Origin of the sequence: Proteus mirabilis ATCC 29906, assembly GCF_000160755.1 — a bacterium.
GTDB classification, from domain to species: Bacteria; Pseudomonadota; Gammaproteobacteria; order Enterobacterales; family Enterobacteriaceae; genus Proteus; species Proteus mirabilis.
Genome location: NZ_GG668583.1, coordinates 184,953 through 202,247 on the forward strand (window position 1 = coordinate 184,953; position 17,295 = coordinate 202,247).

17 protein-coding genes and 1 tRNA gene are annotated in these 17,295 nt (G+C 38.6%); 7 read left to right on the forward strand and 11 right to left on the reverse strand.

The features are described 5' to 3' along the window. Nucleotides 1-6: 6 nt before the first annotated feature. The 5 genes from trmH to HMPREF0693_RS16805 all read right to left on the reverse strand — a co-directional run bounded on the left by trmH (nucleotide 7) and on the right by HMPREF0693_RS16805 (nucleotide 4,757). On the reverse strand, nucleotides 7-726 hold the full coding sequence (gene trmH, locus HMPREF0693_RS16785; protein WP_004246818.1) for a tRNA (guanosine(18)-2'-O)-methyltransferase TrmH: 720 nt from the start codon (nucleotides 724-726) through the stop codon (nucleotides 7-9). A 2-nt stretch (nucleotides 727-728) separates the two neighbouring features. Continuing rightward, nucleotides 729-2,855: a bifunctional GTP diphosphokinase/guanosine-3',5'-bis pyrophosphate 3'-pyrophosphohydrolase gene (gene spoT, locus HMPREF0693_RS16790; RefSeq protein WP_004246819.1), complete on the reverse strand. Its 2,127-nt coding sequence runs from the start codon at nucleotides 2,853-2,855 to the stop codon at nucleotides 729-731. A gap of 29 nt (nucleotides 2,856-2,884) precedes the next feature. Then, nucleotides 2,885-3,160, reverse strand: a complete 276-nt coding sequence (rpoZ, locus tag HMPREF0693_RS16795; RefSeq protein WP_004246820.1) for a DNA-directed RNA polymerase subunit omega — start codon at nucleotides 3,158-3,160, stop codon at nucleotides 2,885-2,887. Nucleotides 3,161-3,214: 54 nt separating this feature from the next. Further along, nucleotides 3,215-3,838 carry a guanylate kinase gene (gene gmk / locus HMPREF0693_RS16800; protein WP_004246821.1) on the reverse strand — a complete coding sequence of 208 codons (624 nt, stop codon included), beginning with the start codon at nucleotides 3,836-3,838 and terminating at the stop codon, nucleotides 3,215-3,217. A 301-nt stretch (nucleotides 3,839-4,139) separates the two neighbouring features. After that, complete coding sequence (locus HMPREF0693_RS16805) at nucleotides 4,140-4,757, reverse strand: trimeric intracellular cation channel family protein (RefSeq protein WP_004246822.1); 618 nt, start codon at nucleotides 4,755-4,757, stop codon at nucleotides 4,140-4,142. A 136-nt stretch (nucleotides 4,758-4,893) separates the two neighbouring features. Between HMPREF0693_RS16805 and HMPREF0693_RS16810 the strand changes: the two genes are divergently transcribed. From HMPREF0693_RS16810 to HMPREF0693_RS16820, 3 genes are all read left to right on the forward strand, one after another. After that, nucleotides 4,894-6,180, forward strand: coding sequence for a YidR family protein (locus HMPREF0693_RS16810; RefSeq protein ID WP_004246824.1), 1,287 nt, complete (start codon nucleotides 4,894-4,896; stop codon nucleotides 6,178-6,180). A gap of 217 nt (nucleotides 6,181-6,397) precedes the next feature. After that, a complete protein-coding gene (locus HMPREF0693_RS16815; protein WP_004246826.1) occupies nucleotides 6,398-7,282 on the forward strand; it encodes an endonuclease/exonuclease/phosphatase family protein in 885 nt (294 codons plus the stop codon). Beyond that, the gene (locus tag HMPREF0693_RS16820) at nucleotides 7,275-7,709 is read left to right on the forward strand and encodes a hypothetical protein (RefSeq protein WP_004246827.1); all 435 of its coding nucleotides are present in this window, start codon (nucleotides 7,275-7,277) and stop codon (nucleotides 7,707-7,709) included. The genes HMPREF0693_RS16815 and HMPREF0693_RS16820 overlap by 8 nt, the downstream gene beginning before the upstream one ends. Before the next feature lie 48 nt (nucleotides 7,710-7,757). On the opposite strand, the gene HMPREF0693_RS16825 is transcribed toward HMPREF0693_RS16820, so the two are convergent. The 4 genes from HMPREF0693_RS16825 to glyQ all read right to left on the reverse strand — a co-directional run bounded on the left by HMPREF0693_RS16825 (nucleotide 7,758) and on the right by glyQ (nucleotide 11,606). Beyond that, the gene (locus HMPREF0693_RS16825; protein ID WP_004246828.1) at nucleotides 7,758-8,078 is read right to left on the reverse strand and encodes a helix-turn-helix domain-containing protein; all 321 of its coding nucleotides are present in this window, start codon (nucleotides 8,076-8,078) and stop codon (nucleotides 7,758-7,760) included. Then, complete coding sequence (locus HMPREF0693_RS16830; protein ID WP_004249093.1) at nucleotides 8,071-8,457, reverse strand: type II toxin-antitoxin system RelE/ParE family toxin; 387 nt, start codon at nucleotides 8,455-8,457, stop codon at nucleotides 8,071-8,073. The genes HMPREF0693_RS16825 and HMPREF0693_RS16830 overlap by 8 nt, the downstream gene beginning before the upstream one ends. A gap of 161 nt (nucleotides 8,458-8,618) precedes the next feature. Continuing rightward, nucleotides 8,619-10,691: a glycine--tRNA ligase subunit beta gene (gene glyS / locus HMPREF0693_RS16835; protein ID WP_004246830.1), complete on the reverse strand. Its 2,073-nt coding sequence runs from the start codon at nucleotides 10,689-10,691 to the stop codon at nucleotides 8,619-8,621. Between the two features lie 9 nt (nucleotides 10,692-10,700). After that, on the reverse strand, nucleotides 10,701-11,606 hold the full coding sequence (glyQ, locus tag HMPREF0693_RS16840) for a glycine--tRNA ligase subunit alpha (protein ID WP_004246832.1): 906 nt from the start codon (nucleotides 11,604-11,606) through the stop codon (nucleotides 10,701-10,703). Nucleotides 11,607-11,856: 250 nt separating this feature from the next. Here glyQ and HMPREF0693_RS16845 point away from each other — a divergent pair, with 250 nt between their 5' ends. Both HMPREF0693_RS16845 and HMPREF0693_RS16850 read left to right on the forward strand, forming a co-directional pair. Beyond that, a complete protein-coding gene (locus HMPREF0693_RS16845; RefSeq protein WP_004246833.1) occupies nucleotides 11,857-12,438 on the forward strand; it encodes a DNA-3-methyladenine glycosylase I in 582 nt (193 codons plus the stop codon). Between the two features lie 172 nt (nucleotides 12,439-12,610). Beyond that, nucleotides 12,611-13,864, forward strand: a complete 1,254-nt coding sequence (locus HMPREF0693_RS16850; protein ID WP_036932504.1) for a valine--pyruvate transaminase — start codon at nucleotides 12,611-12,613, stop codon at nucleotides 13,862-13,864. A 272-nt stretch (nucleotides 13,865-14,136) separates the two neighbouring features. Here the strand turns inward: HMPREF0693_RS16850 and HMPREF0693_RS16855 are convergent, their stop codons facing one another. Then, complete coding sequence (locus HMPREF0693_RS16855; RefSeq protein ID WP_004246835.1) at nucleotides 14,137-15,795, reverse strand: putative transporter; 1,659 nt, start codon at nucleotides 15,793-15,795, stop codon at nucleotides 14,137-14,139. Between the two features lie 378 nt (nucleotides 15,796-16,173). Between HMPREF0693_RS16855 and HMPREF0693_RS16860 the strand changes: the two genes are divergently transcribed. Next, on the forward strand, nucleotides 16,174-16,503 hold the full coding sequence (locus HMPREF0693_RS16860) for a YceK/YidQ family lipoprotein (protein ID WP_004246836.1): 330 nt from the start codon (nucleotides 16,174-16,176) through the stop codon (nucleotides 16,501-16,503). Between the two features lie 57 nt (nucleotides 16,504-16,560). Here the strand turns inward: HMPREF0693_RS16860 and HMPREF0693_RS16865 are convergent, their stop codons facing one another. Further along, complete coding sequence (locus HMPREF0693_RS16865) at nucleotides 16,561-16,863, reverse strand: DUF5339 family protein (RefSeq protein ID WP_004246838.1); 303 nt, start codon at nucleotides 16,861-16,863, stop codon at nucleotides 16,561-16,563. Nucleotides 16,864-17,162: 299 nt separating this feature from the next. On the opposite strand from HMPREF0693_RS16865, the gene HMPREF0693_RS16870 reads away from it, so the two are divergent. Next, nucleotides 17,163-17,239: transfer RNA gene (locus HMPREF0693_RS16870), tRNA-Pro, on the forward strand. Nucleotides 17,240-17,295: the final 56 nt, after the last annotated feature.

Consider the following 17,295-nt stretch of genomic DNA (forward strand, 5'->3'; position numbering starts at 1 on the left):
GGAAAGTTACTCCGTCAGTTTAAATTTCCTAAGTTGTTTTTGTGTCATTTGCATTTCTGCCCACCATGAGTCCGGTGCTTCAATTTCGCCACGATCATTAATATAAGGGCGAGGCAGTCCTTTACGACGAGAAACTTCAGCAAGTACTGGATAGCCACCTTCAAAGAGTAAAATTTGTTGCTCTTCTGCAGTTAATGCACTTTCGGTTCGATTATACATGCCCGCCGCCTGACGTTGGCGTTGTGCTTCATATAAAATTAATGCACTCGCCACAGAAACATTCAAAGATTGCACCATACCCATCATCGGTACAATGATATCTTGATCGGCCAGCGCGATAGCTTCTGGTGATATACCGGTTTTTTCTTGCCCCATAATAATACAGGTTGGTTGTGTGTAATCAATCTCACGAAAATCAACCGCTTTATCTGAGAGATGGGTCGCAAGAACTTGCATGCCTTGTGCACGAAAAGTGTTGATGGCGTCGGCAATGGTTGGGTGAGTATTAACATTTACCCAGCTATTACTGCCCGCTGCGGGAGAAACCAGCATACGCATTTTTTCTTCAGGCCAGATAGCATGGATTTTAGGGATCCCCACCGCGTCCGCAGTGCGTATTACAGCAGCAACATTATGAGATTTATGCACTTCTTCAAGGCAAACAGTGAGATCAGGTTGCCGCATCGCCATCATTTGGCAGATGCGGGCATAGCGTGTTGGATTCATAATTAGTTTTTATTACGGCTGACACGTAATACATCAGGCATGATACGAAGTTTACGCATAATATTGGCTAATTGGATGCGATCTTTGGCTGTCAGTCGAATAAATGCACAATAGACGCGTCCATCTTTCTCTTCGGTATTCATGCTCTGAATGCTTGAATTAGCGTCATTAATTGCTGCGGTTAAATTCGCTAATGCACCTTGATGGTTTATCATATCGACTTTGATTTCGGTAATAAAATCACCATCAATATCTTTATCCCACTCAACTGGCATGAATTTTTCTGGCTCTTTTTGATAACCGCGAATATTACGACAAGATTCGTGGTGAATAACTAAGCCTTTACCAGGGCTAATGTGCGCAACAATAGGATCACCAGGAATAGGGCGACAACATTTAGCAAATGAGATAAGTACACCATCAGCCCCTTTAATAGGTAATTTAGGTGTTTCGTCATTGGTTATGCTTAGATGTGTGTGTTCTTCTTGTTGTTGGTTGTCAATCAATAAGTTACGCGCCACAACAACACTCATCGCATTACCTAAACCTATCTCAGCCATAATATCGTCCATTGAGTGAAGCTTCATGCGCTTCAACTCTCGTTCAATATTTTCTAGCGGAATATCTGCCACTTTATGATGGCCTAAAGCGTGATTAAGTAGACGACGACCTAAATTAATAGAGTCTTCACGTTTTAGATTTTTGAGCAACTGTCTTATCTTTGAACGGGCTCTTGAACTGACGACAAAGTTTAACCAAGCCGCATTTGGTCTTGCACCCGGCGCAGTAATGATTTCAACGGTCTGTCCGGTACGTAAAGACTGTGAGAGTGGATAAGGTTGTCTATCAACCCTTGCACCGACACAAGCATGACCAATATCAGTATGAACTGCGTAAGCAAAATCAACCGGAGTCGCACCCGTTGGTAATTCAACAATGCGACCTTCTGGGGTGAAAACGTAAATTTCATCAGGAAAAAGGTCTGATTTCACGTTTTCGATAAATTCAAAAGAGCTACCTGCACTTTGTTGCAATTCAAGTAAACTTTGCATCCAACGTTGTGCTCTGACTTGGGCTGTTGTCCCCGGCTGCTCACCTTGCTCTTTATAAGCCCAATGGGCCGCAACGCCCATTTCAGCCATTTGATCCATATCTTCGGTGCGAATTTGTACTTCAACAGGGACACCATGAGGACCAATGAGCGAAGTGTGAAGGGATTGATAACCATTAGCTTTGGGGATAGCAATATAGTCTTTAACGCGGCCAGGGCGAGGTTTATAAAGGCTATGCATTTGGCCTAACACGCGATAGCAGGTATCGACATCTTTAACGATGACGCGAAAGGCATAAATATCCATAATTGAGTGAAAACGTTGCTCTTTTAGCAACATTTTACGATAAATGGAATAAAGGTGTTTTTCGCGACCGTTAACTTTGCATTGAATACTCGCTTCTGTAAGGCGCCCTTCAATTTCAGAGAGGATTTTATTAATCATCTCTTTACGGTTACCACGAGCTGCCTTAACAACTTCTTTAATCACGCGGTAGCGATTAGGATGTAGTGCCTCAAAGCCTAATTCTTCTAGCTCAGTTTTAATATGGTGTATACCTAAACGGTGAGCAAGAGGACTATAAATTTCCAGCGTTTCGCGTGCAATACGGCGACGTTTATCTGGGCGTAGTGAACCCAGCGTGCGCATATTGTGAGTTCGGTCTGCCAATTTGATCAAAATAACGCGAATGTCTTTTACCATCGCCATGATCATTTTGCGAAAGTTTTCAGCCTGAGCCTCTTTTTTATCTCGAAACTTTAATTTATCCAGTTTTGAGACGCCTTCAACCAGATCTGCCACCGTACTGCCAAACAGAGTTTCGATATCTTTAAATGTCGCAGGTGTATCTTCAATGACATCATGCAACAATGCCGCCATTAGCGTTTGATGATCTAATCGCATATCGGCAAGAATACAGGCAACCGCCACAGGGTGAGTAATATAAGGCTCACCACTTGAACGAGTCTGTCCCTCGTGGGCATCTCTGGCGACGATAAAGGCTTTTTTGAGTTGTTCAACTTGCTCAGGTGGCAAGTATTTTTGAACGATTTGATTCAGGCTTTCAAACAGGTACAAGGCAGACCTACCCCTATTTTATGAGACGATTAACGACGACCTTCCGCAATCGCTGAAACCGCTTGTAATTCTGCGGCTTCTTGCTCTTGCTGCTCTTGACGTTCACGAGCATCAAGAATTTTACCGTTAATCAAACCTTCTTCGATTTCGCGTAGTGCGATAACCGTCATTTTATCATTTTCTTCTGGTACTAAAGGATCTTTAGCGCCAACTTGTAACTGGCGCGCACGACGTGCTGCGACCAGAACGAGGTCAAAACGGTTACCAATTTTCTCTACAGCGTCTTGAACGGTTACGCGTGCCATATTTGTGTTACTCCACCATTAACGAAATGACTGGGCATAATACTGAAACTTATCTCAGTCTGCCAATAATTTGCTGATTAAATCACCATGTCGTAGTGTTTGACGATCAAGGCGTAATTTTTCTGAGCGAATGATTGATTGTAAATCAGCAAGCGCAGTATTGAAATCATCATTGATGAGCAAATAGTCATACTCATTAAAATGTTCCATTTCAGACACAGCTTGTGACATACGTTTAGCAATCACTTCTTCACTATCTTGCCCACGCCCGCGAAGTCGGCGGTAAAGCTCTTCTTTAGACGGTGGCAGAATAAAAATACTGCGAGCTTCAGGCATCTTTTTACGTACCTGCTGCGCACCTTGCCAATCGATATCTAAAAAGACATCAACGCCACTGGCTAAGATCTGTTTGATAACTTTACCCGATGTACCGTAATAGTTACCAAACACACAAGCGTGTTCGATAAAATCTCCACTTGCTATCATACTTTTAAATTCTTCTTCAGTGACAAAGAAGTAATGCTCACCATGGTTTTCTCCTGGTCTCATTGGGCGGGTAGTATGAGAGACAGAAACCTGTGTGTCATATAAAGGCTGTGTTTTTAATAAAGCCTGAATAAGACTTGATTTACCCGCACCGCTTGGAGCGGAAACAATATAAAGTGTTCCTTGGATCATGATGACTTTCTGAATTTGACTGGAGAATTAATATAAATGTATGTCTAGGGAGCAAATCCCCCTATAGTATACACATACCACGAAGCACATACAGTGCCCTTGTTTAATACAGGGCTATTTTTTTCTTAATTCAGCTATTTTTTTGTTTTGAAATAAGAGAAAAATTGAGTAAGCCCAATATTAACATACAAATAACGTCTCAGTGATAGGAATTGCCTTTTATCATCATCGAGAAAAGAGATGATACTTTGAGATACCCCACAGAATCTACAATAATTGCTGTTGTTATTACTCCGTTTCGCTAATCTTGATTTTCATAATTAAATACGGGTAAGCCAAGCTTATAGCGGATAGCGAGTAGCCGAGCCGTGAGTCCGGCAACAAGCGTAATAATAATCACGACATCTTTAGGGAGTGGCGTGTAAAACAGTAATCCCATGTAGAGCCAAGCGGCGCCAAATGCGACACCCGCATAGATCTCTTTTTGGAAGACGAGGGGAATGGTATTACACAGCATATCACGTAAAACGCCACCAAAAGCGCCGGTGATCACGGCTGCAATGGCAGCAATAATAGGACCATATTCCATATCGAGTGCAATTTGGGCACCGATAATAGAAAAAACCATCAATCCGATGGAGTCTAAAATGAGAAATAAGCGTCGTAGGTGTTTCATCATGGGGGCGACCCAAATAGTGATCACCGCAGCACAAGCTACTGTGACAATATACTCAGGGTGTTTGACCCAACCTAAAGGGTAGTGACCAAGAAGAATATCTCTTACTGAACCACCACCAATAGCAGTGGCTGATGCAATGATGATAACGCCAAAAACATCCATTTTACGGCGACCAGCGGCAAGTGCCCCTGTCATGGCTTCTGCGGTAATACCAATAATATAAAGAACACTAAGTAACATGATTTTTTAATTTTTTGACTGTTTAGTGAGGGTAGAGTAATCACCTTGCGAAAAAGTCTCGACTGAGTTTTTTTAGTGCCAGGTAAAATCAATTAGTTTTTATAATGTGGAAATTTATTTCCCGATAAGGATAACTATGTCTTTTCAGGAACAACAGATTACATTTGATAGTCGTCATCATCAGTTAACCAATATAAATGTTTGGACACCAGATAGCCAGTGGTTAGTTTATGATGTACGTCCCAATGGTGGATCTTTTACAGGATTAACCATAGAAAAAATTCATGCGAAAACAAAACAGCAACAGATAATTTACACCGCCACTCAAGGCGCTCATGTTGGGGTTGCCACAATAAGCCCTGTGGCACCGGTACGTTATGCTTTTATTCATGGCCCAGAAAATCCCGATGATTTATGGCATTATGATTTTCATCACCGTCGCGGTGTGATTGTTAATGAGCAGGAAGATCTTGGTGCAGTTAATATTGATGCTTGTTCCCTGACATCGCCTTATCAAGCTGGCGCGTTACGTGGTGGAACCCATGTGCATGTGTTTAGCCCTGATGGTACACGTTTAAGCTTTACTTATAATGATCACATAATGCATGAGTTAGGGCGCGAGTTCGATCAACGTAATGTTGCAATCGCAGTGCCACTCAAAGCCGTTAAAGTTGCGAAAAAGCACCCCCGTGAGTATGACGGTGAATATTTCTGTACCCTAATAAGCCAAACAGTCGCTTATCCACAAAAGGGCAGTGATGAAATTAATAAAGCCTATGAAGAGTGTTGGATAGGTAAACAAGGTTATACCAAAGCTGATGGCTCACAACAGCGCTGGGCTATTGCTTTTATTGGTGATACGGTCAGTGAAAGTGGTGAGAAGGTCGCTGATATCTTCTTAGTTGATTTGCCAGATGATGATCATGCTTTCAGTCTAGAAGGTGATAAACCTCTGGCAGGAACAGAGACGACGATGCCAGCTCCTGCACAAGGGATTGAACAAATTCGCTTGACGAATACCCACCATAGAAAATATCCCGGTGTTTTAAATCAACCTCGTCATTGGTTAAGAAGTTCACCGCAAGGAGATGCGATTGCTTTTCTGATGAAAGATGATGATGGTGTTGTCCAGCTATATACCGTTTCGCCAACTACCAAAGCGATTAGACAGGTCACTTCACAGCAATGGGATATTCAATCTGCATTCACTTGGAGCTATAGCGGAGAATATCTCACCTTTATTTGTGATAATAGTGTGATGTTATGTAATGCTAAAACAGGTGAATTAACGCGATTAACTGATAAAACAGCACAAGCACCAAGTGGTGACGCAGTCGTATTTTCACCTAATGATCAGTATATTGCTTTTATGCGTGATATTGATGGTTATCGGCAAATATTTACGGTAGAAAGTGGGTTATAACGTTTTTTTATTGTGAAAGGTAACTGATTTTGATGTTACCTTTTCTATTATTATTAATATACATATTATTTAAATAAAAATTAAAATATTTATTTGTCTTGATTCATTTTATTGGTTTTTATAAAGCTAATTGTCATGTTAAAGTTAACTTATTGTTTTAATAATAGTTATTAGTGATTAAAAATCAAATATATTTTAATGGATATAAAATATAACAATGGAATTAAATTTATGCTGGTGGAATATAGGAATATCTCCACCGACAAAATCAAAACAGAACGTCAAGACTGAAAAAGTTGGCTTAGCGAAAAAATATCTTGAAGAACTTATCATTAAAAAAACGCTTGATATCATTGCGTTGAGTGAGGTTTCTGAAAACGAAGGCTACGCTTTTAAGCAGTTGGCAACTCAATTAAAAATGGGTTATATCGATCTCTCAGGGAAAATAGGACGAATTATTATTGATATATCATTAATATATCAAATGAATAAACTAGAGTTTATTTCAAGTAAGTTTTTAACTAAACTCCAGCCTGATAATAGAATGGTAAGGGTAGGCGTTGCTGTTGTATTTAAAGAAATCGAACATCAAAAAATAATCACCCTTTTTTTATCACATTGGCCATCAATATTAAGTGCTAATGATACAACTCGAGAAGTGGCAGCTGCAGGATTAAGAAGTAGTATTAATAAACTCTTTGAAAATAATGGAGATGATGTTCAGTTTATTTGTATGGGGGATTATAATACAGAGCCTTATTCTAATGCGATGCTTAATATATTGTATGCGACAAGAGATTATCATTTAATAAAAAAGAAAAGAAAACTATTATTTAACCCATTTTGGTATCTCTTATCTGATAAGAAGACTAATAATTTAGGTACATATTATTATAATTCCGCATCTATTAATCGTTTGTATGTGTTTGATCAAATGATTTTTTCTTCATCATTTTTATATGGAAAAGAAGATTGTTTTAAATTAGATCTTGAACAGCTTGATTTTTATCGCGTCCTAAATGATGATAATCACTGCCTTGATGATATCTTTTTTAAGAAATTTGATCATTACCCCATATTTTGTAGGATCTTCCATGAATGATGAACATAAGATATTCGAAAAAATAAAAGCTTCACTCAATAGAGCATCTTTTATTATTGATCTACGAAGTAAGATAGAAGATAAAATCAGTGCAGTGGTCAAAAAGCTAGAAGTGATCACCAATAATAAAGTTAAGGTATCATTTGAAGATAATAATAAAAGTAATATTCATTTTATAAATAGTGAGCGCCTTGTTTATATTAATAATGCTGATTTAAGTAAAGAGGGTGGTTTTATACTATTTGGTTATAGCTTTAGTAAAATAAATGGCTTTCCTATTGAGATAGAAACGGAAATAGAATCTTTTCACGCAGAAGATATTGAAAATTTATTACATATTATTGTTAATATTATTGATAATGAGTCTATCAGGATCATCGAGCTTACTCATCATACTATTTATAATAAATTGATTAATCACCAATAAAAAACCGGCACTGCTTTCGCAATGCCGGTTTTTATTCTTTTGAGGAAACTAGATGAATAATATTTTTTTATCTATTAAATGAAGAAGTCGTAGTGCTGCACCATTGGGCTTAATTTCGTTTCTTTCCCACTTAGAAACGCTTTCTTTAGTCATATTCAATATCAAAGCAAGGGAAGATTGAGAGATATTATTTTGCTCACGGATCCTTTTTATATCTTCACCTGTCATAGGGGTAGGATGTTTATACTTAGCTTGTAATTCTTTCGCTTTTATTCTGGCGGCAATACGTTTAGTTGTACTGCCATCAGTGACTCCTGCATCTTCCATTTCTTGTGCAAATTTTAGCATTTCTTTCATTTTATCAGTCATATTTAACCTCTGTTAAAAGGCCTAGTGCAATCATTTTATCTATTTTATTTTGATTTGCATTGAAGAGATCTTTTGCTAGATCTTTATAGGACTCAAGTTCATCATCTGTGATCTCTTTGGTTTTTTTAGAGCTTAAACTCGATTTTTTCCAACCATCAGCAAAGAATAAATTATTCCCTTGCTTATAAAATATAATTGTTCTAATTCCGCTACTTTTACCTTTTCCTTGGATACAGGCACGTTTCTTGATAACACCACCACCTAGATCTGCCTCAAATTGTCCTGCAAGGACTTCGGTAGCGATAGCTATTAGTTCTGCATTCGTAAGCGTTATTTTTTTGAAACTATTTTTGAACATCTTTGTTTTATAAATAACCATCACGTCCTCTGTGGTAGTTTTTACTATAGTAAATTTTATCACTCAATCATAGAATGTAAATGGGTATTTTTTAATCGTTTTTTATTTTAATTTTAAGTAAAAAAACCGGCACTGCTTTCGCAATGCCGGTTTTATGTTGTTGTATGACTAAGTTTTATAACTTATTGTAAAACAGAAATATCAGCGACTTTTAAGAACAACTCGCGTAATTCATGTAGCATGGTTAAACGGTTGACACGAATTTCTTCGTCTTTATCCATTACCATCACTTTATCAAAGAAGTTATTCACAACATCACGTAAAGAGGCGAGTTCAACTAATGCTTCTTGGTATTTACGTTCAGCAAATAGAGGGGCTAGCTTATCTTGTAGCACAGAAAGATTAGCCGCTAGCTGAACTTCTTCAGGCGCTTTTAGCACCGAGGCTAATACTTTATCGTTGAGCTTAACATCTGCTGATTTTGCTAAGATATTAGAAACACGTTTATTGGCTTCGGCTAATGCAGCTGCTTCTTCTAAGGTTCGGAAGTAAGTAACGGCTTTTACACGAGCGTTAAAGTCAGCAGGTTGTGTTGGGCGGCGCGCTAATACCGCTTGAATAGTATCAATACTATAACCCAGCTCTTGATACCAAGCACGGAAACGACCTAGCATAAACTCTACGACATCACTGACGACATTTTTGTTCGTCAGTTTGTCACCATATAAGCGAGCCGCTTCTTGGGTTAATTCTTCAATATCTAATGGTAAATCTTGTTCAACAATAATACGTAGCACACCAAGGGCAGCACGACGTAAAGCGAAAGGATCTTTATCCCCTTTAGGGTGTTGACCAATACCAAAGATACCCGCCAGCGTATCCATTTTTTCAGCTATAGCGACAGCACTTGCTACTGGGTTAGATGGTAGTGCATCACCTGCAAAACGTGGTTGATATTGCTCTTTTAATGCGACAGCAACTTCTTCATCTTCACCATCATGGCGAGCATAATGCATCCCCATAACCCCTTGGGTATCGGTGAATTCAAACACCATATTGGTCATTAAGTCACATTTTGATAATAAACCAGCACGTGTTGCTTTATTGACATCAGCACCCATTTTCTCAGCAATAAAACCGGCGAGAGCTTGAATACGGTCTGTTTTGTCGCGTAGAGAGCCTAAATCTTTTTGGAAAAGAACAGTTTCAAGGCGTGGTAAGTTATCTTCTAAACGCTGTTTTCGGTCAGTTTTAAAGAAGAATTCCGCATCCGCTAAACGAGGGCGAACCACTTTTTCGTTACCACTGATTATCTGTTGAGGATCAGAGGATTCAATGTTAGAAACGAAAATAAAGTGAGGTAATAGCGCACCTTGTTTATCGTAAACAGGAAAATATTTCTGATCGCCTTTCATGGTGTAAACCAGTGCTTCAGCCGGAACTTCAAGGAATTTTTCCTCAAATTTTGCCGTTAACACCACAGGCCATTCAACTAATGAAGTGACTTCTTCAACTAGGCTGTCACTTAAATCAGCGACACCACCTAGTTTTTCAGCCGCAAGACGTGCATCATGAAGAATGATGGATTTACGGTTTTCGTAATCGGCAATGACCTTACCACGTTCATAAAGGATTTCAGGGTACTGGTCTGCATTATCGATAGTAAATTCAGCTTCACCCATAAAACGGTGGCCACGAATAATACGATCGCTTTGTACACCTAAGATTTCACCGTCAATGAGGGTATCACCCAATAATAAAGTAACAGTATGCACTGGACGCACAAAATGCGTTTCTTTATCACCCCAACGCATTAATTTAGGGATAGGCAGTTTTGCCAGTGCATTGCTTACCATACCAGCCAGTAGTTGGTTAACGGCTTCGCCTTTAACTTCAGCACGATAAAAGAGCCACTCACCTTTATCCGTTGATAAACGTTCAGCTTGATCAACAGTGATGCCGTTACCTCTAGCCCAACCTTCTGCGGCTTTAGTTGGCTTACCTTCAGCATCAAATGCTTGCGCTATAGCAGGGCCTCGTTTTTCAACGATCCTATCTGCTTGAGATTTTGCCATATTTGCCACTTTGATGGCTAAACGACGAGGAGCGGCAAACCAAGATACATCACCATGAGTAATATTGGCGTTATCCAGTTCAGCCGTAAAATGGGTCGCAAAAGATTCGGCTAAAGAACGAAGCGCTTTCGGCGGTAACTCTTCTGTGCCGATTTCCACAAGGAAAGTCTCAGTTGTCATAATAGCCTCTTACTTTTTACACATAGGGAAACCAAGCGCCTCACGGGAAGCATAATAAGCTTCAGCGACGGCTTTGGTTAAAGTACGGATACGTAAAATATAGCGTTGACGCTCTGTAACAGAAATCGCTTTACGTGCATCCAATAAGTTAAAAGTGTGACCTGCTTTTAAGATACGTTCGTAAGCAGGTAAAGGCAGAGGTTTTTCTAACTCTAACAACTCACGAGCTTCTTTTTCATATTGTTCGAAACAAGAGAATAAGAAGTCAACATCTGCATATTCAAAGTTATAAGTTGATTGTTCCACTTCATTTTGGTGATAAATATCGCCGTAGGTGGTTTTACCTAATGGGCCATCACACCAAACTAAGTCATAAACGCTATCAACGCCTTGAATGTACATTGCCAGACGCTCTAAACCGTAAGTAATTTCGCCAGTGACGGGTTTACACTCTAATCCGCCGACTTGTTGGAAATAGGTAAATTGCGTCACTTCCATGCCGTTGAGCCAAACTTCCCAGCCTAATCCCCAAGCACCTAATGTTGGGTTTTCCCAGTTATCTTCAACAAAACGAATATCATGGATAGTAGGATCTAATCCTAATTCTCTTAAAGAGCCAAGATAAAGCTCTTGGATGTTATCCGGTGATGGCTTGATGATAACTTGGAATTGGTAATAGTGCTGTAGACGGTTAGGGTTTTCACCGTAACGTCCGTCAGTTGGACGGCGTGATGGTTGAACATAAGCCGCTGCAATAGGCTCTGGACCTAATGCTCGTAAACAGGTCATTGGGTGTGAGGTACCTGCTCCTACTTCCATATCTAATGGTTGAACAATGGTACAGCCCTGACGAGCCCAATAATCCTGTAATGTCAGGATCAGCCCCTGAAAGGTTTTGGTATCAAACTTTTGCATGTTATATCCGCATGGCGATACATAGAATAAAAAGAAAGGTTTCAGTATACCTTCTAGACGAAAGATATACAGCAAGGAATACGGGCAATTTTCTCTTGATCAAAAAAATAGTGCCTTAATCGTTGTTATGACTATGCTCAAATAGCCAGAATGATTTTTTCTTAGTCTATTTACATGTGTTTTTATACAGTATATAAAGAGCGATATCAATTGTATGAATAACACCTATAAAGAACAAGGAATGTAGCAAATGAATAAACAACGTTGTGATTGGGTAACTCAAGATCCTGAATATCTCGCATACCATGATAATGAATGGGGAAAACCACAGCGAGATAAATACAAACTTTTTGAGATGATCTGCCTTGAAGGACAACAGGCAGGTTTGTCGTGGTATACCGTATTAAAGAAAAGAGCGGGATTTCGTCGTTGCTTTTTTGATTTTCGTCCTGAAAAAATAGCACTAATGACTGAAAAAGATGTGGAAACACTACTACAAGATCCGTCTATTATTCGTCATCGTGGCAAAATTAACGCCATTATCAATAATGCGCGTGCCTTTTTAGCGATGGAAGCTCAGGGTGAAGATTTCAGTGAATTTATTTGGCAATTTGTTGATGGAAAACCCATTGATAACCAGTGGCAGACTATTTCACAGGTTCCTGCTTTTACTGAAATTTCAGATGATATGGCTAAGGCGTTAAAGAAAAAAGGGTTTAAATTTGTTGGTACCACCACCTGTTATGCATTTATGCAAGCAGTAGGCATGGTTAACGATCATATACTCTGTTGTTTTTGTCGGCAATCTCAGCCGGAAAGTAGTATTAAATAGAAGAATACTAGTTTAGTTATCTTTAATTGGATTTAAAACTGAATTTATATTTCAATATTGGTTTTAAGGTTGGTGTTGATATTTAAGTATACATCTGTTAACGGTTGATGCTGAGTCCGGCTCACGGTATGGTGTTTATCTAATGAAAAACGACAAAGAAGATCCTGCAAAGATGACTCAACTATCACGATTTGGGCAAAAATTTGCTCGCCACTCAGGTATTTCTCGCTTGATGCAAGACTTAAATGAAGGAATACGTACACCAGAAGCGGTGATGTTAGGAGGAGGAAATCCTGCCCATATTCCTGAGATGGACAGCTATTTTCACCAATTATTACAAGAGATGGTGAATAATGGCTCATTAAGTGATGCCGTATGTAATTACGATGGGCCACAAGGTAAAGATGCGATGCTCAACGCCTTGGCTATTTGTTTAAAAGAAAAATTAGGATGGAATATTTCCGCTAAAAATATTGCGCTTACTAACGGCAGTCAAAGTGCTTTCTTTTATCTTTTTAATTTACTCGGTGGCCAATCTGCTGAGGGTAAAAAGCGCAAAATTCTTTTTCCCATCTCTCCGGAATATATTGGATATGCCGATGCCGGATTAGAAGAAGATTTGTTTGTTGCGAATAAACCCACTATTGAAATGCTACCTGATGGACAATTTAAATATCATGTAGATTTTGAACATTTAACGATAGGTGATGATATTGGTGCTATTTGTGTTTCTAGACCAACAAATCCAACAGGTAATGTGATCACTGATGATGAAGTAAAAAAGCTGGATGCCTTAGCGAAAAAACATGATATCCCACTGATTATTGATAATGCTTACGGCGTGCCCTTTCCGGGGATTATTTTTTCCCAAGCAACTCCCCACTGGAATGACAACACCATTCTTTGTATGAGCCTCTCTAAGCTAGGATTACCGGGGGCTCGTTGTGGCATTATTATCGCTAATGAAGAGCTTATTACTGCAATCACGAATGTGAATGGCATTATTAGTCTTGCCCCTGGAGGTATTGGCCCTGCGATGGCATTAGAAATGCTCAAACGTGATGATTTAATGCGATTATCCCAAGAGATAATTAGATCTTTTTATCATCAACGAGTACTTGAAACTATTGATATTATTCGTCGCTATCTACCTAAAGAGCGTTGCCTTATCCATAAACCGGAAGGGGCTATTTTCTTGTGGCTTTGGTTTAAAGATTTACCAATCTCAAGTGAAGAACTCTATCGGCGTTTAAAAAAACGTGGTGTATTGATGGTTCCTGGTCACTATTTCTTTCCAGGCTTAGAAGAGTCGTGGCAACATGCACATCAATGTATGCGAATGAATTATGTACCAGAGCCTGCATTAATTGAAAAAGGAATAAAGATCCTATCGGAAGAGATAGAACGATGCTTATCGCCAGAATAAATAAGTAATAAAAATGCCCCTTCAGCGAGAAGAAGGGGCAAAGACAATAACGAGGACTTTTGAGCATAAGTTTGACGGAAAGAAATTGATTACTAAAAGTTAGCAATCCGTCTCAATCTAAATTTCTTAGCACGAGCGCTATTAAAACAGATAATAATAAAATCGATGGCTTAAATAAGCCCCTTTTAAGCCCTTTATTATCCTTCTGTAAAGTGAAATTAAGCATTTGATAACAAATTGACTGCAACCATTTAATATATCTATTAAATTCGCTACAAAGCCCAAATAATCAGTGCCATTAGTTGTGGCGTGATGATACGTAAAAACATAGCTAAAGGATAAACCGTGGCATAAGAAAGTGCGGCAGCACCGCTATTTTGATGAATAGAATTAGCGAATGCTAGAGCGGGAGGATCAGTCATCGAGCCTGCAAGTACGCCACATAGGGTAAGGTAATTTAACTTAAAAACGAGACGAGCCATTATACCGACTATCAATAATGGGAGTAGTGTGATCGCGATACCATAGCCAATCCAACTTAACCCTTGTCCATATATTAAGGTATCAATAAACTCGCCACCGGAATTAAGGCCAACCACAGCTAAAAACATGACGATCCCGAGTTCACGTAGTGCAAGATTAGCACTTGGGGGCATAAACCAATAGAGTTTCCCGAAAGTACCAATACGGCCTAAAATCAAGGCCACGATCAGCGGCCCGCCAGCAAGGCCTAATTTTAGTGCAACAGGGATCCCCGGAATAAAAATAGGGATAGAGCCTAATAAAACCCCTAAACCAATGCCAATAAAAACAGGCAACATCTGTACTTGTTCTAATTTTTGTCGTGCATTACCTAAAAGTACCGTAATTGCTTCTATGGCCCCAGGTCTACCCACAACATTTAAAATATCGCCAAACTGTAGCATACTGTTATTACTAGGAATTAGTTCAATTCCTGCTCGATTTAATCGTGTGATAACAACATCATATTTTCTTTTTAAATCGAGATCTTTTAATCGTTTACTCAATACTGAGTCATTCGTGACAACAATGCGCACAGATTGTAATTGATGGGTTGAGGTAGAAAGTGAAGCATCTACTTCTTCGCCTAAAATAAGGCGAACCTTATTGAGATCTTCTCTTGAGCCGACAATATGCAGTAAATCGCCTAACTGAATAATAGTGGAAGGCATCGGAACCATAATCTCGTCGCCACGTTTCAAACGTGAACAGACAAGGGTATCTTCATTGAGTAGTGGGATATCTTGCATTAATAAGCCATCTAAATTGGGATTGCGAATGGCAATGTTAATGGTATGCAGTGTCTCTTTAGTGCTGTTTTGCTGATGGTTAAAGTGTTTTGCTTCTCGCTCTATATTGATTTTAAACAGCACGCGAATAAACCACATGACCAAAAGAATGCCACAAATTCCCATGGGGTAAGCCATAGCATATCCCATTCCCATTTGACTGATTATGGCTGGATCGATATTAAGGTCGGTGAGGATTTGTTGCCCTGCACCTAATGAAGGCGTGTTCGTTACCGCTCCGGAAAAAATGCCAAGAATAATGGGTAGTGGCACATTAAATAAGTGATAAATAAAGGCTGTTACTAGTGAACCAAGTAAAATAATCAAAATGGCAAAGGCATTGAGCTTAAGCCCAGATACACGTAAAGAAGAGAAAAAACCGGGGCCGACTTGGATACCAATGGTATATACAAAGAGGATAAGGCCGAATTCTTGAATAAAATGGAGTATCTGTGTGTTGAGCACCAGTCCATAACGTTGAGCTAAATGGCCGACAATAATCCCTCCAAACAGCACTCCGCCAATTCCTAAACTGACCCGATAGATTTTAACGTTACCTATCCAAAGTCCTAAGGCGCCTGCTAATGACAACATCACCATTGTTAATGCAATATCACTCATAAAACAGATCCTATGCCAAGTGAAATAGCCAAGTAACTCACTAGCTAAAACGATACATCTAGTTTGCCAAAAAGATAAAAAAACGCTGTGTCTTATTGCACAAATTCAGCATATATAACGATCAAAAAAATAAAAAAGATAAATATTCAGTTAAAATATTTATTTAAAATGAATAGGGTTGAATTTTAATATCAGTGAAACATAATAATTTATAACATCAGAATTATTATATAAAATGAGTTTATTTTTAGATTAAATTAATTACCTGTGTTATTAAAAATAAACCCCTTAGATCTTCTTTTTCTTGTCCTAACAAGGAAAACAGGTTTAACTATGTAATAAAGGTGTTTAACCCTAACGGCTTTTTATAGGTGCTCTATGAGATCCATAATCATTAACAAGTTAATACTAGCGACGTTTATGCTATCACTGACAGGGTGCTCAAGTGTTATGACGCATGCAGGCCCTAATAACGAGCTTTATTCAGGAACAAAAAATAACGTTAATATGCTTTCTGATGATGAAACAGGGTGGGCAATGAAACCGTTAGTTATTCTTGATCTTCCTTTTAGTGCGTTATTAGATACTTTATTGCTTCCTTATGATTATTATACACAACATGATGACAACAGTGATAATTCACCTAAAGAAAGGATAAAAAAATTAGGTAGCACTAATGATACACTTAATACTGGAAATAAAACCTAATTATTATAAATAAGACTAAATATAATCACTTATTTATTATTTAGTCATTATTTATATTTATTTTTTTGCTGTAGCTTCTTTTGGACCAAACATCTTGTTAAGGTTATCAAGCTCTTGCATTCCTTTTTCACAAATTGCTTTTTGCTCTTTTAGGGTGGAAGAACTGATCAACTTTTTATTTTGTTCAAAATTACCTTTTATTTCAGGCATGTTCTGTTTTAAGTCATCTCTAGTAGCAATATATTGTAAGAATTTATCGGCTTCTTTAAAGTAAACCCGACAAGTTTGTGATGTAGCCGCTTGGACTGAAAATGTGGTGACGAATAAAAGTAATGTGCTAATGCCCCAACGTGATTTCATGCTCTAAATTCACCTAACTGATTTGACATAGGGTAATTATATAAAAAGTGCATGAAATAAACGATAACAATAAAGAATAAATTTGTCATTTTTCATGATGTTTTCTGATAACTGTAAAGAAAAATAGCTGTTTCATATAACTTAAGTAAAAGTAGGGTTTATGATGCGGTTAATTTCAGCAATAGTGCTAATAAAAAGTTAAAAATCAGTCGTTTTGGTTGAAAACCATACGAACAGTTGGGAGATAAGAAAAAAGTATTGACGCTTTGGCTTTCTGGCAGTAAGATGCACCTCGTTTTCGGCGAGTAGCGCAGCCTGGTAGCGCAACTGGTTTGGGACCAGTGGGTCGGAGGTTCGAATCCTCTCTCGCCGACCATATTTAGAAACCCCGCTTTTTTAAAGCGGGGTTTTGTCGTTTTAAGGCATCTCTTT

Coding starts and splice junctions, on each gene's coding strand:
- trmH (WP_004246818.1), bottom strand. CDS start 726: ATGAATCCAACACGCTATGCCCGCATCTGCCAAATGATGGCGATGCGG.
- rpoZ (WP_004246820.1), bottom strand. CDS start 3,160: ATGGCACGCGTAACCGTTCAAGACGCTGTAGAGAAAATTGGTAACCGT.
- gmk (WP_004246821.1), bottom strand. CDS start 3,838: ATGATCCAAGGAACACTTTATATTGTTTCCGCTCCAAGCGGTGCGGGT.
- HMPREF0693_RS16805 (WP_004246822.1), bottom strand. CDS start 4,757: ATGTTACTTAGTGTTCTTTATATTATTGGTATTACCGCAGAAGCCATG.
- HMPREF0693_RS16810 (WP_004246824.1), top strand. CDS start 4,894: ATGTCTTTTCAGGAACAACAGATTACATTTGATAGTCGTCATCATCAG.
- HMPREF0693_RS16815 (WP_004246826.1), top strand. CDS start 6,398: ATGGAATTAAATTTATGCTGGTGGAATATAGGAATATCTCCACCGACA.
- HMPREF0693_RS16820 (WP_004246827.1), top strand. CDS start 7,275: ATGAATGATGAACATAAGATATTCGAAAAAATAAAAGCTTCACTCAAT.
- HMPREF0693_RS16825 (WP_004246828.1), bottom strand. CDS start 8,078: ATGACTGATAAAATGAAAGAAATGCTAAAATTTGCACAAGAAATGGAA.
- HMPREF0693_RS16830 (WP_004249093.1), bottom strand. CDS start 8,457: ATGGTTATTTATAAAACAAAGATGTTCAAAAATAGTTTCAAAAAAATA.
- glyS (WP_004246830.1), bottom strand. CDS start 10,691: ATGACAACTGAGACTTTCCTTGTGGAAATCGGCACAGAAGAGTTACCG.
- glyQ (WP_004246832.1), bottom strand. CDS start 11,606: ATGCAAAAGTTTGATACCAAAACCTTTCAGGGGCTGATCCTGACATTA.
- HMPREF0693_RS16845 (WP_004246833.1), top strand. CDS start 11,857: ATGAATAAACAACGTTGTGATTGGGTAACTCAAGATCCTGAATATCTC.
- HMPREF0693_RS16850 (WP_036932504.1), top strand. CDS start 12,611: ATGACTCAACTATCACGATTTGGGCAAAAATTTGCTCGCCACTCAGGT.
- HMPREF0693_RS16855 (WP_004246835.1), bottom strand. CDS start 15,795: ATGAGTGATATTGCATTAACAATGGTGATGTTGTCATTAGCAGGCGCC.
- HMPREF0693_RS16860 (WP_004246836.1), top strand. CDS start 16,174: ATGAGATCCATAATCATTAACAAGTTAATACTAGCGACGTTTATGCTA.
- HMPREF0693_RS16865 (WP_004246838.1), bottom strand. CDS start 16,863: ATGAAATCACGTTGGGGCATTAGCACATTACTTTTATTCGTCACCACA.